Raw genomic sequence first — 13,464 nt, 5'->3', positions numbered from 1 at the left:
GTCACCACCCCCCCGGCCCCCCCCGCGCCGGCCGCCCCCCCCTCCCCGGGGGGCGGGGGCGGCGCGCCCCCCCCCCCCCCCCCCCCCGGCCCGGGGGGGCCCCCCCCCCCCCCCCCCCGACCGCGCGTTCGCGGCAAGGGTGTCGCGATCGCCCCTCCCACCCCGTCCCCTCCCCACGCAACAGGAGCACCCCCATGGCCAGCGAGCCCATCCGCGATCCCGCCAAGGATCATCTGCTAACCCCGAGCAACGCCGCCTTCATCGTGATCGACTACCAGCCCGTGCAGGTCAACTCGATCGCCTCGATGGACCGTCAGTTGTTGATCAACAACATCGTCGGTGCGTCGAAAGCCGCTGTCGCATACAACCTGCCGATCGTGCATTCCACGGTCAACGTGAAGACCGGCCTCAACAAGCCGCCGATCCCGCAATTGCGCAAGGTGCTGGACAAGCTCCCCACCTACGACCGCACCACCATCAACTCGTGGGAGGACGTGGAGTTCCGCAAGGCCGTCGAAGCGACGGGCCGGAAGAAGCTGATCATGACCGCCTTGTGGACCGAGGCCTGCCTCACCTTCCCGGCGCTAGACGCGTTGAAGGAAGGCTACGAGGTGTACGTCGTGGCCGATGCCGTCGGCGGAACCTCGGTCACTGCGCATGAGATGGCACTTCGCCGGATCGAGCAGGCCGGCGGCAAGATGATCAGCGTGCCACAGTTGTTCTGCGAACTGCAGCGCGACTGGCAGCGCCAGGAAACGGTGCCCGCCTTCATGAACCTCTTCATCGAGACCGGTGGAACCGCGGGCATCCAGTTCGCCTACGACCGCACCGAGTAAGCCGAATACAGCCGGGTGGAGGTTTCTCCACCCGGCTTCGCTTCAGCACCTGGATCACCGACGTAAGGGAGGCCACCGTCGCTTCGACGGGCACGAGCGTCTGCCGTCGGCCAGAAGCGGCCACTCACGGAAAGCAGTGATCACCTAAGCGGGTGTTTCATGCCGCCGATGGGGCCGAGCCACTAGAATGCGAACTGGCTATTCAGCCAGAAAGCCGGTCGCCTTCCGCCGTGAGCGCCGCATCCCACGCTCCACGTTCTGCCGCAATCGCATCCGTCGGCGAATTCGTGGACGACAGCATAGTGAGGCGGTTGCTGTACGCCTCGCAGGTCTGTGCGCTGATGGTGGCAACGGTAGGCGTACTCGTGCTGGTCGGCTGGCAAGCCGACATTGAACTGTTCAAGAGCATCCACTCCGAACTGGGTGCCATGGCGCCCTTCAGCGCGGTGGCGTTCGTTCTCGCCGGCGCTGCGCTCTTGCTGCTGCGCCCGGACTACGACCGAACCTGGTGGGGGCGGGTGGCACGTGTGCTGCCGTGGGTCGTTGTCGCGATCAGCGCGCTGACGCTGGCGGAGTACCTGCTGGACCTCAATCTTGGTATCGACGAACTGTTGTTTCTCGACCCGCATGGCGAGGTACAGGACGAGCACCACGGACGCATGTCCGTGGTCGGCGCACTGGGATTCGGGATGCTTGGCACGGCGTTGCTGCTGATCCGTCTCGATTCGAGGACCGCGCAACGGCTGGCGCGGCTGTTGGCGCTGGCGACCGGGGCGATGTTGCTGATGGGGTTGCTTGCCTTCCTTTATGGAAAATCATCGCTCTATGCGAGGCCGATGTTCCATGGTGTCGCCTTGCACACGTTCGCCGCGCTGCTGCTGCTTGCCATCGGTATCCTCGCCATCCAGCCCGCAAGGGGGTTCAAGACCCTGCTCGCCAGTGCCGGCGTAGGCGGCAGGTTCGCGCGGCGACTGCTGCCATTCGCGTTCGCAACTCCACTGGCGCTCGCCTGGCTGCGTATGCGGGGCGAGCAGGCGGGACTCTATCCGGCTGGAATTGGCGTCGACCTGATGGTTGTCACGATGGTCGCGATCTTCGTCTCGGTGATCTGGTGGAATGCGCGCCTGCTGGACGTTGCCGACACGAAGTCCAGGCAGGCGCGGGCCGCGTTGAGGGAGTATGCCGACGAGATGGCGGATCTGTACGAGCGTGCGCCCTGCGGGTATCACTCGCTGGATGCCGACGGCGTGTTCGTCCGCATCAACGACACCGAGCTTTCCTGGCTTGGATACGAGCGCGACGAAGTAGTCGGAAAGCTGGCGTTCCGCGATCTGCTGACACCGGAGAACGCGAACTTCTTCGAAGAAGTCTTCAAGACGTTCAAATCCCAGGGTGAAGTCAAGGACGTCGAATTCGAGATACGCCGCAAGGACGGCAGCGCCATGCCGATTTCGGTGAGTGCTACGGCCGTGCGCGATGCGGCGGGCCGGTTCGTCATGAGCCGGTCCACGGTCTTCGACATAACCGAACGCAGGCTGGCACGGCAGGCGCTTGCACGAGTCAATGAGCAGGTGCGGCAGCGGCTGATGGAGATCGAACAGATCTACCGATACGCCCCGGTTGGGCTTTGCACCCTCAATCGCGAATACCGCTACCTGCGCATCAACGAGCGCATGGCGCAGATCAACGGGATACCGGCGGAAGCGCATATCGGCAAGTCGATATGGGAGATCGTTCCCCACCTGGCCGACCAGCTCGTGGAGATCTACCGGCCGGTCTGCGAGCGCGGCGAGCCGGTCGTCGAGGTCGAGATCCACGGGCGCACGCGGCAAGACCCGGAGAACGACCACGACTTCCTGGCCAGCTACTTCCCGCTCAAGAACGGCAGCGGCGAGGTGATCGGGATGACCGGCGCGGTGTTGGATATCACCGAGCGAAAACGCACCGAACAGGCGCTGCGCGAGAGCGAAGCGGCCATTCGCGCATTGTCCCTGACAGACCCGCTGACTGGCCTGGCCAACCGGCGCCGGCTGGACGAAGCGGTTCGCAGCGAGGTTCACCGCGTGCAGCGCTATGGCGGTCACTTGTCAGTTGTCATTGCCGATCTTGACCACTTCAAGCGAGTCAATGACGAACACGGACACCAGGTCGGCGATAGCGTGCTGCATGAGTTCGCCTGCCTCATCCGTACTCATTGTCGCGATACGGACCTGGTGGCGCGTTTTGGTGGCGAGGAGTTCGTCATCCTTATGCCGGAGGTGGGCGCAAGCGATGCGCAGGCGTGCGCGCAACGCATCCGGACGACGTTGGCGCAGACGGTCATCCCTCCGCTGACGCTACCCATCACCGCCAGCTTCGGCGTCGCGGAGTACGTGCCAGACGAAAGCGAAGGCTCACTTTTGCGACGCGCGGACAAGGCCCTGTACCGGGGAAAGGCGGCAGGTCGCAATTGCGTGGTACTGGCGGAAGCGGAAGCGTGCTCGTCGGGATGAAAGATTCATCCATCGCGGCTCGATGCCATCAGCGCAGCCCCGGACGAAGCCGGGGCTGCATGGCTTCAAGAGGCCCTAGAAACTCGCGCGCACGCCCAAATGCGCCTGGTTCCATGAATCGGAGAGCTCCAGTTCTCCGACCACGCCCCACGTCCGGCCGAACTTGAACTGACCACCGAGCGTGGCGATATACCCGCCCTCGAACACGCCGTCGCCGACGTAACCCGCCTTGGCCCAACCTTCGACCTGGTCGCTGATCGAACCACGCACACCGACGGCGATACTGCTTGCGCTGGAACTGTCGTCCAATTCGGTCACGGTGTAAGGCTCCGGGTTTCCGAAGAAGGGCCTGGTCGTGCGCGTTGTCTTGATCTTCTGGTTCAGGAGCGAGGCCTCTGCGATGAGGTCGAGCCGATCGCCCAGGCCGTGGTGATACCCCAGGCCGATCTCACCCGTCTCGAAGTCGTTGTCGTAGGTGTGACCGCCGCTGTTCGACGCCGAGTGCCTTTCTCCGCTCAGATTCGCGTAGCGGCCGAAGACGTGGAAGCCACTGCTGCCGATTTCGACCGAGCCGTGGACATACGGGCCATCGACGCCCGTCTTGTCCCGATACTGCTCGTCGACCTCGGATCGTTCGAAGCCACCCTCGACATAGCTGTAACTCAATGCCTGCGCGGATGTGGCAAGCGGCGTGACCGCAAGCAGCGCGGCCAATGCAAAGCGCTTCTTCATGAAATCCCCTGGTCCCTGTGAGGTTGTCCCCGCCGCGACATGCGGCGGGACGAAGGTACCAGAAGAGGAAATCCGGACTTTGGGGCCGGGCTTCCATATCGCCACATCGGCAGAGGCGGCACAGGCGGGGTGACGACACCTGGTCATCGCCCCAGACGCGACGTCACCGCAGGACGCGAAGGCGCGCGTCCGAGCTCAGCCGCCGCCGAGTTTCGAGGTGACCGCAGACAGCATCGCCCGGCTTACCGCCGTGGCGGCAGCGGGCCGCTTGCAGTCGCGTCCGTGGAAGATCATCACGCCGTGGATGTAGTCGGCGATGACTGCGTCCTTGCAGCCATCCGAGTTGACGTCGCCCAGCGCGAACCCGTCCGGCCGAAAGCGGGACGTCGGCGAGTACAGGTGAACGCCGATGCTGACGCGCGTCTCCGCCTCCAGCCCGCCCGGCCCCTGGAGATAGACGCCCATCGTTGAAAAGCCGTTGTGCAGCGTGAGGACGTCGTCGAGGCCGTTGCCGTCCATGTCGGCCACCATCACCGCGCCCGGCAGGTCATGCGATTCCATGACCTTGTCCAGCACGAACTGGCCGTCGGCCTGCTGCAGGAAGATAGCCATGCCGGCCGGCCGATTGGAACTCAGGCTCACTGCGACATCCTTGCGACCATCGCGGTTGAAGTCGCCGACGCCGAGGCTGACTCCGGTCCACGACATGTTGTCGGCACGCCAACGCGGCAAGGCCTGTTCGCGCGGCGGGGCCAGTCCGCCGGCGCCGTCGTTCAGCATCAGCCACCAGTGGAAGCCCTGGTGGATCAGCAGCAGGTCCTCGCGGCCGTCGCCGTTCATGTCCTCGGCCGTGATGTAGTTGTAGCCGCGCAGTGGCGTGGGCAGGTCGCGCAAGCGGCTGACGCCACCGAGGCCGTCGCCCCTGTAGATGACCGCACCGTAGGACGACGTCTGAGCGACGACGTCGAGCCTGCCGTCGTTGTCGACATCCAGCGTCGCGACGGTACTGAACCCGTGGGGGTCCGGGTGCAACACCTTCGTGATGGCCTGGCTGTCCTTGTGGAACTTGAACACCGTGAGACCTTCCTGGTGCCCGACGAAGATTTCAGGCGCGCCATCGCCATCGAGATCGCCCAGCGTCATGCCGATGGGCTGCCACGGGTAGGTGTCCAGGAACGGCGACTTGAAGGCGGCGCCGAGCAGTCCACCTGGCAGTTGCGGGTAGATGAAGATGCGGCTGCGGTCTTCCTCGCGGTACACGCCTTCGGTGGCCAACACCACATCCGGGCGCCCATCGCTGTTGATGTCGCCGATCGAAGTCGCCGTTGCAAGGAAATCGAGTGCCGGCGGATAGAACACGGCCGCGTCGAAGCGGAACGCGCGATTGATCTCGTACGGCGACGGTGGCGGCGGTGGTGGAACCGGCGTTGGCGGCGAAGTGTTGGCACCGGATGGCTTCGAACCACCCCCGCCCCCACCACCACAACCGGCCAGCGCCAGCACGGCCAGCACCGCGAAACCCTTCAACGAACCCGACCCAGCCGCAGCGCGGCGCTCCCCTGTCCTGTGCATCGCTACCGCTCCATGAGTCCCCGCGCGACACGCTAAGGCACGGCAAATGGATGGGCAATGGCCCAGGCCGTGACGGATGCCGCGGTGCGAGCCGCGAAGCGGCTCCGGCTTGAGTGAATTGTCAGGCGCGCTTTCAGGGCTGCATCTGGCCCGTTGCGATCAGATCGCATCGCGCAGCGGTTCTGCCTCGCCTGGACGCTGTGCGGCCGCCAGTTCGCGCTTCAACTGCACGATGGTCACCAGATAGGCCGCTGCCACCGCAAACGGCAGCACCGTGAAACGGCCTTCCGGATAGAGGAACCACACCGCGCTCGCGGCGCCGACGCGGAGGAACGCATGCTGGAAGCAGGCGTTGCTGCCGTACATCCAGCCGATGATCGGCCAATGCAGACCCATGCCGATGGCCAGCGACAGCGGCAGCAGTTGCGGGTCGGCAAAGTACACCGCGAAATGCAGCGGCCACAACAGATTGATCGACACCACGGCGCGCAAGGCCAGTGAACTCAGCGGCCGGTCCTTCACGAACAGGTTGGAGCCGAGCGGCTTGCTCAGCAGCAATCCCAGCGGAAAGATCAGGCCCGAGCCAAAGCAGGCGACCAGGCCCCAGGCTTTGGGATCGAGCAGATAGCCCGCCGTGCCCAGCGCGAGCCAGAACAGCATTCCCGCCGCCGGCAGGCTGATGCCCGCACCGGCCGCGCGCAGAAGATCGGTCTTGGCCTGGTCCAGCGAATCCATCGTCATCGCAGAGACTCCATTCGAGGCCGCGCCACGCGACGGCATGAGCATCCAGATCCGAAGCGGCACGCAGCGGCCGTGGTCCCGCCGGCGCCAGCGCGCATAGTGCCGCGACGGCGAGCGGGTGGGAAGGAGCCACGCGAGGGCCGGCGCTAGGAGCCAAAGATGGCCGCGAACAGGCTGCCTCGACCGTCGTCAACCCGCCGAGGCGTCGTCTATGCGCGATGGAGCGGGCGCGAGGCCTTACTGCGTCGAGGCAGTCGCCCCGGTGTCGGCATCCTGCGCGAGGTGCTGGCCGAACGAGTACCCGGCGCGGGCGATCGCGCAGACGATGGCGAACGCGATGAGACCGATCAGAACCTTCTTGGCCATGGTGGCGCTCCGATGGGTGGCAACCGATTCGATCACGCCGCCTTCGGGAATGGACGTGCCCAAAGTCAGGCCCGGATTGGCACGGCCAGGCCAGCCACGCAGGATCGCGCCATCAGTAGCACCACTGCTGCTCGCAGGGGACGCCATCACCGTCGCCGTCCATTTCCATACCGGGGCAATGCTGCAGGTACTGCGTGGCTTCGGCGCAGGAGCGCATCTGCGAGCAATGCTTGCGGCCGTCGCAATGGAACTGGATTGCCGGTGCAGGTGCCGCCACGGCAGCATGCATCGTGTCTCCGGTGGAGTGGGATGCAGTGAACCGCGAATAGCCATATGCGCCGGCTGCCACGATCGCGGCCAGCGCGCACGCCTCGACCAGTCCGATACGCCTGGTTGATCGGCCGGAGGCGCGTTGCTGCCGCCCGGCCTTGGCGGGCTGACCGGCGCGCATGACGCGCACGGCGCGTGGCTGTCCGTTGGGTCCAGCCTCCGTCTCGAACGAAATCAGCTCATTCAAGTGCGGGCGTTCGCCATCGCGCGGAAACGCGGAGATGTGCACGAACACATCGGAACCTCCAGCCGCCGGCGACACGAAGCCAAACCCACGATCATCGTTCCACTTGGTCAGGGTGCCGTGAGTCCGCATGTGCACCTCACGAATAACGCGGAATGTGCTTGTTGATGTTGAACCCGCACGACTTGCAGTCGGCCGGGTTATCGGGGTGGCGGAACACCGAAGCCAGCGAGTGATAGCGCTGCCGGCATTTCGGGCAGCTGCTGCGCAGGAACGGAATGGCGGCGAGCAGCGGAATGGCGATGCCGCCTGCCAGCACGGCCAGGCCGACCGGGGCAGGGATCACCTGCGCGAACTGGTGCCTGGCGCCGATCACCATTGCGCCCGCGGCCACGCCGCCCAGCGCGAGACGTTGCCTCGAGCGCATGGTTTCTGCGGCGGCACGGAGCCTGCGGTTCTCCTGCTGCGGGTCCAGCGCCGTCTGCACGTCCGTCATGTCGTCCCCTGGATATGTCGTGATTCGAGCCGGAAGCGGCTCCGAAGAAGGCAGTCCCGAGGTCGGCATCGCGATGCGAGTCCCGCTCGTCCCCGGCACTCGTCCAGCGTCCCCACGCGGGCGAGTGTGGTCGATGTTCAGTCGCTCCAACGTGGCAGTCAAGCCGAGCGATGCAACCGACTGCCATCGGACGCGTGTAGTCGAAAAACACTGGCTTCACGGCACAAGGATCAAGTTGACGCGGGCTAGGAGTCCGCATGCACGTCAATGGCCAACACCTGATGCGCACCAGTCGCATCCTGCGGTTCCTGGTGCGCTACCGCCGCTCCGGCATGTTCACCGGGTTGGATCTGCGCGTGCCGATGGGGATGGAAGCCGAAGCCGAGGCAGCCGATCATCGCCCGGACCAATTCGTCGACGACCTCGAAGCGCTCGGTCCGACCTTCGTCAAGCTCGGACAGGCGTTGTCGACGCGGCCCGACGTCGTGCCTGCGATCTACCTTGAATCGCTGGCGCGCATGCAGAGCCAGGTCACGCCGGTACCGTGGGCGGCGATCCGGCCGCAACTGGAGAACGCGTTGGGCATGCCGCTCGAGCGCGTGTTCGCAAGCATCGACGAGGTGCCATTGGGTTCGGCATCGCTTGCGCAGGTGCATGGTGCGCGCCTGCTGGACGGCCGCGCCGTCGCGGTGAAGATCCAGAGGCCGGGCATCGCCGAAGAAGTGCGGCACGACCTGGCGACACTGGAGTCGATCGCCAGCGGCGTCGACCGCACGACCGGCCTGGGGCAGCGCGTGCGCTTCTCCGACTGGGTGCACGAGTTCCGCAAGGCGCTTCACGACGAGCTGGACTACTGCCTGGAAGCCGCCAACCTCGAACGCTTCTCCGAACACCTGGCCGATTATCCCGACCTGCTGGTGCCCAGGCCGGTGTGGGAGCTGACGAACTCGCGCGTACTGGTGATGGAACTGATCGAAGGTCTGCGGCCGGACGAATCGGCGCGACGCCGCTGGCCGTCGTATCGGCTGGAGGAACTGTGCGAATCGCTGCTGCGCGGCTACCTCGACCAGATCTTCGTGTATGGCGAGATCCACGCCGATCCGCATCCCGGCAATCTGTTGATCACCGGAGACGGGCGCATGGCGATCTTCGACCTCGGCATGGTCGTGCACGTGCCGCCGCGGCAGCGAACGCGCCTGCTCAAGCTGATGTTCTCGGCAGTCGATGGCCGCGGCGACGAGGCCGTCGACGAGGTCATCGCGCTGGGTACCCGTCTGGAGGAATTCGACGAGGAGCGATATCTGCGCGAGGCCGGGCAACTGATCGCGCGCTACGCCGCCCACGCCGACCTGCAGGGTTACTCGGAGGGCCGCCTGATGCTGGACCTGACGCGCATCGGCGCCGCCTGTGGCCTGCGCTCTCCGCCCGAACTGAGCCTGCTCGGCCGCGCGCTGCTGCACCTGGAAGGCGTGTGCCGGATGCTCGCACCGGGATTGATGGTCAAGCCCGTGTTCGAGGACCATTTTCCGCGCGTCGTGCGTGCGCAGATGAAGCGCTCGATGTCGCTGCCGTCACTCGCAGTGGAGGCGGTCGAACTGCAGGGACTGATGCAGGACGCTCCACGCAAGGTCTCGGCGGCGCTCTCCCTGATTGCCGAGAACCGGCTGCAGGTGCGCATCACCGGTCTGCAGGAATCGCGTTTGATGGAGAACCTGCAGAAGATCGCCAACCGCATCGCCGCGGGCATCGTGATCGCCGCCCTGATCCTCGCCTCGGCGCTGCTGCTGCGCGCGCAACCCGGCGGCTTGCCGGTGGGCGCGGCGAAGCTGGCGATGGTCCTGTTCCTGGTCGCCACCGCACTCGGGCTTGGCCTGGTGATCAGTGCATTGATGCACGACCGCAAGGCCAAACCCCCGGAAGAACGCGGGCCGCGCGGGTAACTTGAGGCGAATCGTCACGCAGGACCGGGGCGTGAGCCCCGGTTCGATGCGGTGTTGGTTTCAGCGTCCGTCGCGATCGAAGTCGCCCGGGATAGCGCGCTCCGCGGTATGCCACGCATCGCGGGTCGCGGCCTTCGCGTTCTCCCAGCCCAGCCGCGAATCGCCCTTGACGCGCTCCCAGCCATGGCCGAGGTCGCGCTCCAGCGCCTCGTCCCAGTCACGGTCGCCGTAATGCGTTCGCGCCTGCACGCCATAGCGGTAGGCTGGACGGTAGTCGTCGAACGTCGCCGCCGCATCGCGATAGGGCGCGCGGTCGAAGGCGGACTCGTAATAGCGATCGGTGGCGTCATAGGCGCGATAGGTGCGGTCGCTGCGATCCCATGCGTCATGCACTGCGTCTTCCGCCTGCTCCCAGGCCAGGCGGGACTTGCCTTTCGCCTTCTCCCAGTGGTGGCGCAGTTCGGCGCGCAGGTCGTCGTCCCAATGGCGGTCGCGATATCGGACGCGCGCATCGGTGCCGTAAGCGTAGGCCGGGCCGTAATCGGCGTCGTAGTCGTAGCGGGCGTCGTAATAGGGTCTGGCGACGTAATGCGTGCGCCAGTATTCCTCCTCCATCGTCGGGTCGATGCGTTCGGCGACGCCCTTGCCGGCAACGGCGCCAGCCACCGCACCGATGCCGCCGCCGATCAGCATGCCAATGGGCCCGCCCAGCGCACCGACAAAAGCGCCGAGTGCTGCGCCACCTGCGCCGCCAAGGCCCACACCGACAGGATGAGAGCCCTTTGCGCCGGTAATGGGGTCGCGATTGAACGCGCGCGATTCCGGATTGGCCATGTCGTGCTCCTCATTATTTCATCGTTGAAAAGAGCGATGAGGGTGCAGGCGTTTCCGTTAATCGCGCGTCTGTCATTGCGTGAACATGTTGTTGGACGATGAATCGTTCAGTCATGCGGCTTGATGCGATGCCAACGAAACAAAACCAGCGCTTAAAGAAAAGTTATCGCGGGGTCGGCGAGGAGCGTTGATGCCATCACCGCCGGCTTAGGCAACGCGTAATACGCTTGCGCAACCTTGAGGGTAATGCGAGCGCCGCTCAACGGATCCTCGAGAGACGACAGGCCCAGTACCTGTCGGGCCGCCAGCCGATGCCCGGCTGGCGGCTTCTGCGCGAATGGCGCGCGACGTGTCACGGGAGGTGCAGTGCTCGAAACGAGGACTGGTCATGACCTGGACACCGTGGAGGAAGAGGCGCGACGAATCTCTTGTAACGCCAGTGAGCACGGTGATTGCCAGGTGCTTCGCCGGTTGTGGTGCGTGCTCAGGAATGCCGAAATGAGCTGGCCCGCCGGATGCGAGAAGGAGCAGTTGCAGCGCATACGCCAAGAGGTGGCTTGGGAGTTGGCGCACCTTGAGCAGGCGATGACGGGAAATGCGATCTGAAACGTATGCGCATTAGGCGTTTGACCGATGAGCCCCGCGAAGCCCGGCTTCGCGGGGCTTCACTTTCCCGTGTGAATGAAGAAGGACTGCATTACCGCTCGTTCGCGCCCGCTTTACTTTATCGACGCGAGGATTGCGGGCGGAAAGACGAGGAGCAACACGACGAGGAGAAACGGCTGGGAGCATCTGCAATCACTATCAGAGGAGGCGTGCCGAGATGAAACTGTTCGCCTGGAAGGCACGCCACGAACGCACGGCATCGACCGTGCTCGAGGATGATCTGAAGGTGCTGGAGGAGATGCTCGAGTCGATCCTCGATATCGTGCAACCGGACGAGGCGATGCAGCATTTCGCGCCGCACGCCGATGTCGTGCGTCAACGCGCGGGCAGTTTCTGGCCGGTGGCCGAGGATGCGATCCAGGCGATGCTGGCCAGGCGCGGCGTCGCGAGGTGACGCCGCGCGATGGAATGGAGGGAAGAGAAGGCCCGCATGCTCGGGCCGTCTCACTGCTTGCCGGTACTCAGCGGATGCGCGCGGTCACAGCTGGCTCATGCCACCGTCAGCCACGATCTCGGTGCCGACGATGAATCCTGATTCCGGCGACGAGAGGTGCAGCACCGTCGCGGCGATCTCTTCCGGCGTGCCGAAACGGCCCAGGGGAATCTGGCTCTGGATCTGCGCGGCGGTCGCTTTCAGCGCGGCGTCGTCGAGGCCGAGCTTGCCGTAGAGCGGCGTGGTCACCGGGCCCGGGCTGACCACGTTGACGCGGATCCCGCGCGGCAGCAGCTCGGCCGACAACGTCTTCGCCAGCGAGATCAGCGCGGCCTTGCTGGCGGCGTACACCGAGGTGTTGGGCATGCCGATGCGGGCGTTGATCGAGCCGTTGAGCACGATCGAAGCACCATCGTTCAGCACGGGCAGCAGCGCCTGCAACTGGAAGTACGCGCCCTTGAGGTTAGTCGTGAACAGGTCGTCGAAGAACGCCTCGGTGGTGTCGGCGAACGACGAGAACTTTGCGGCGCCGGCATTGATGAAGGCCGCGTCGAGGCGCATGCCGCGTGAGCTCAGTTCGGCGCCAAGCGCCCGGGCCGAGGCCGTGTCGCCGGCGTCGTTGCGCAGCGCAACGGCGTTGCCGCCGATCGCCGACGCGGCCTGGTCGAGCGTGGCCTGGTCGCGTCCGGTGATGACGACGCGCGCGCCCTCGGCGGCATAGGCCTGCGCCGCGGCGAGGCCGATGCCACTGCTGCCGCCGGTGACGAGTACGGTTTTCTGGTTGAAACGGTTCATGGATCTGCTCCGGAGGACACGGCGGATTGCCGTTGAGCGCATCCTGCTCCTGGCCGTTCCCGTTTCCGTGCCATGATCCGGGCCGACTCGTTCGAAGGCGTCGAACATGTTGTCCCCGGATGAACTTGCCCTGCTGGAGGCCATCCGCGAGAGCGGCAGCCTGTCGCGTGCGGCTGCCCGGCTGGGCAAGGCGCCGTCCACCGTTTCGCATGCGGCGCGGCAGCTGGAAGAACGATTCGACGCGTTGTTGTTCGACCGCCGCCGTTACCGCCTGCAACTGACGCCGGCCGGGCTGCTGCTGGCACAGGAGGCGGCACGTTTGATGCAGGACGTCTCCCGCCTCACCCAACGGGTGAAGCAGGTCGCGGGCGGCTGGGAGGACCGTCTGTGGATCGTCACCGACGAACTGCTCGAGTTCGACACGCTGCTTCCCGTCATCCATGCCTTCGACGAACTGAAGTCCGGCGTCAGCCTGCGCATCACCCATGAAGTGCTGGGCGGCACGTGGGAAGCGCTGCGCGACGGGCGCGCGGACCTGGTGGTCGGTGCGACCAACGAGCCGCCGGTGATTCCCGGCCTGCGCTGGTTCGAACTCGGCGTGATGGACTGGGTGTTCGCGGTGTCGCCGCGGCATCCGCTCGCGAAGGCCAACGAGCCGTTGCCGAGACAGGAGGTCATGGCGCATCGCGCGGTGGTCGTCGCCGACACGGCGCGCCGCGGCGAAGGGCGCGGCTATGGCGTGGTCGGCGGGCAGGCACAGCTCGCGGTGCCGAGCATGCGCGCCAAGATCCAGGCGCAGCGCGACGGACTCGGCGTCGGCTGGCTGCCGCGCCAGCGCATCGCGGGATTGCTGGAGCGGGGCGAACTGGTCGAGAAAGCCATGGACGACCCGCGCGAACCGAACACGCTGTACGTCGCCTGGCGCGGCGACCACCAGGGCCGCGCACTGGAATGGTGGATCGGTCAGTTCAAACAGCCGCGACTGGCCGAACGGCTGGTTTCCGGAATCGACGCCGTACCATGATGGCGCGACCGCAACGCAAGGAC

Annotated in this window: 13 protein-coding genes; 5 read left to right on the top strand and 8 right to left on the bottom strand. The window is 65.7% G+C overall.

The features are described 5' to 3' along the window. Positions 1 to 194 precede the first annotated feature (194 nt). The gene (locus IU514_RS14430; protein WP_194931825.1) at positions 195 to 836 is read left to right on the top strand and encodes a hydrolase; all 642 of its coding nucleotides are present in this window, start codon (positions 195 to 197) and stop codon (positions 834 to 836) included. Between the two features lie 287 nt (positions 837 to 1,123). Next, entirely contained in the window at positions 1,124 to 3,328 is a 2,205-nt protein-coding gene (locus IU514_RS19165) for a sensor domain-containing diguanylate cyclase (RefSeq protein ID WP_194931824.1), read from the top strand. 75 nt (positions 3,329 to 3,403) lie between these two features. Here IU514_RS19165 and IU514_RS14420 read toward each other — a convergent pair whose 3' ends face one another. The 6 genes from IU514_RS14420 to IU514_RS14400 all read right to left on the bottom strand — a co-directional run bounded on the left by IU514_RS14420 (position 3,404) and on the right by IU514_RS14400 (position 7,749). Beyond that, positions 3,404 to 4,060, bottom strand: a complete 657-nt coding sequence (locus IU514_RS14420; protein WP_194931823.1) for an outer membrane beta-barrel protein — start codon at positions 4,058 to 4,060, stop codon at positions 3,404 to 3,406. Positions 4,061 to 4,255: 195 nt separating this feature from the next. Beyond that, complete coding sequence (locus tag IU514_RS14415) at positions 4,256 to 5,632, bottom strand: FG-GAP repeat domain-containing protein (RefSeq protein ID WP_194931822.1); 1,377 nt, start codon at positions 5,630 to 5,632, stop codon at positions 4,256 to 4,258. Positions 5,633 to 5,791: 159 nt separating this feature from the next. Continuing rightward, positions 5,792 to 6,373 carry a DUF7010 family protein gene (locus IU514_RS14410; protein ID WP_194931821.1) on the bottom strand — a complete coding sequence of 194 codons (582 nt, stop codon included), beginning with the start codon at positions 6,371 to 6,373 and terminating at the stop codon, positions 5,792 to 5,794. 237 nt (positions 6,374 to 6,610) lie between these two features. Then, positions 6,611 to 6,739: a hypothetical protein gene (locus tag IU514_RS19105; protein ID WP_267464041.1), complete on the bottom strand. Its 129-nt coding sequence runs from the start codon at positions 6,737 to 6,739 to the stop codon at positions 6,611 to 6,613. A 112-nt stretch (positions 6,740 to 6,851) separates the two neighbouring features. Continuing rightward, positions 6,852 to 7,385, bottom strand: a complete 534-nt coding sequence (locus tag IU514_RS14405; RefSeq protein ID WP_194931820.1) for a cold shock domain-containing protein — start codon at positions 7,383 to 7,385, stop codon at positions 6,852 to 6,854. A 7-nt stretch (positions 7,386 to 7,392) separates the two neighbouring features. Then, positions 7,393 to 7,749, bottom strand: a complete 357-nt coding sequence (locus IU514_RS14400) for a hypothetical protein (protein WP_194931819.1) — start codon at positions 7,747 to 7,749, stop codon at positions 7,393 to 7,395. Between the two features lie 257 nt (positions 7,750 to 8,006). On the opposite strand from IU514_RS14400, the gene IU514_RS14395 reads away from it, so the two are divergent. Further along, positions 8,007 to 9,689 (top strand): ABC1 kinase family protein, encoded by a 1,683-nt coding sequence (locus IU514_RS14395; RefSeq protein ID WP_194931818.1) that lies wholly within the window; start codon positions 8,007 to 8,009, stop codon positions 9,687 to 9,689. Positions 9,690 to 9,749: 60 nt separating this feature from the next. Here the strand turns inward: IU514_RS14395 and IU514_RS14390 are convergent, their stop codons facing one another. Continuing rightward, complete coding sequence (locus IU514_RS14390) at positions 9,750 to 10,523, bottom strand: hypothetical protein (protein WP_194931817.1); 774 nt, start codon at positions 10,521 to 10,523, stop codon at positions 9,750 to 9,752. An 823-nt stretch (positions 10,524 to 11,346) separates the two neighbouring features. Here IU514_RS14390 and IU514_RS14385 point away from each other — a divergent pair. Then, entirely contained in the window at positions 11,347 to 11,583 is a 237-nt protein-coding gene (locus IU514_RS14385) for a hypothetical protein (protein ID WP_194931816.1), read from the top strand. An 84-nt stretch (positions 11,584 to 11,667) separates the two neighbouring features. Here the strand turns inward: IU514_RS14385 and IU514_RS14380 are convergent, their stop codons facing one another. Beyond that, entirely contained in the window at positions 11,668 to 12,417 is a 750-nt protein-coding gene (locus tag IU514_RS14380; RefSeq protein WP_194931815.1) for an SDR family oxidoreductase, read from the bottom strand. Positions 12,418 to 12,523: 106 nt separating this feature from the next. Between IU514_RS14380 and IU514_RS14375 the strand changes: the two genes are divergently transcribed. Beyond that, positions 12,524 to 13,441, top strand: coding sequence for a LysR family transcriptional regulator (locus IU514_RS14375; protein ID WP_194931814.1), 918 nt, complete (start codon positions 12,524 to 12,526; stop codon positions 13,439 to 13,441). The last annotated feature ends 23 nt before the right edge of the window (positions 13,442 to 13,464 follow it).

The sequence above is a fragment of the Lysobacter niastensis genome (assembly GCF_015453285.1).
GTDB lineage: Bacteria > Pseudomonadota > Gammaproteobacteria > Xanthomonadales > Xanthomonadaceae > Lysobacter_J > Lysobacter_J niastensis.
Note: the sequence above shows the minus strand (reverse complement) of the source record. Positions and strands in the feature narration are given on the sequence as shown.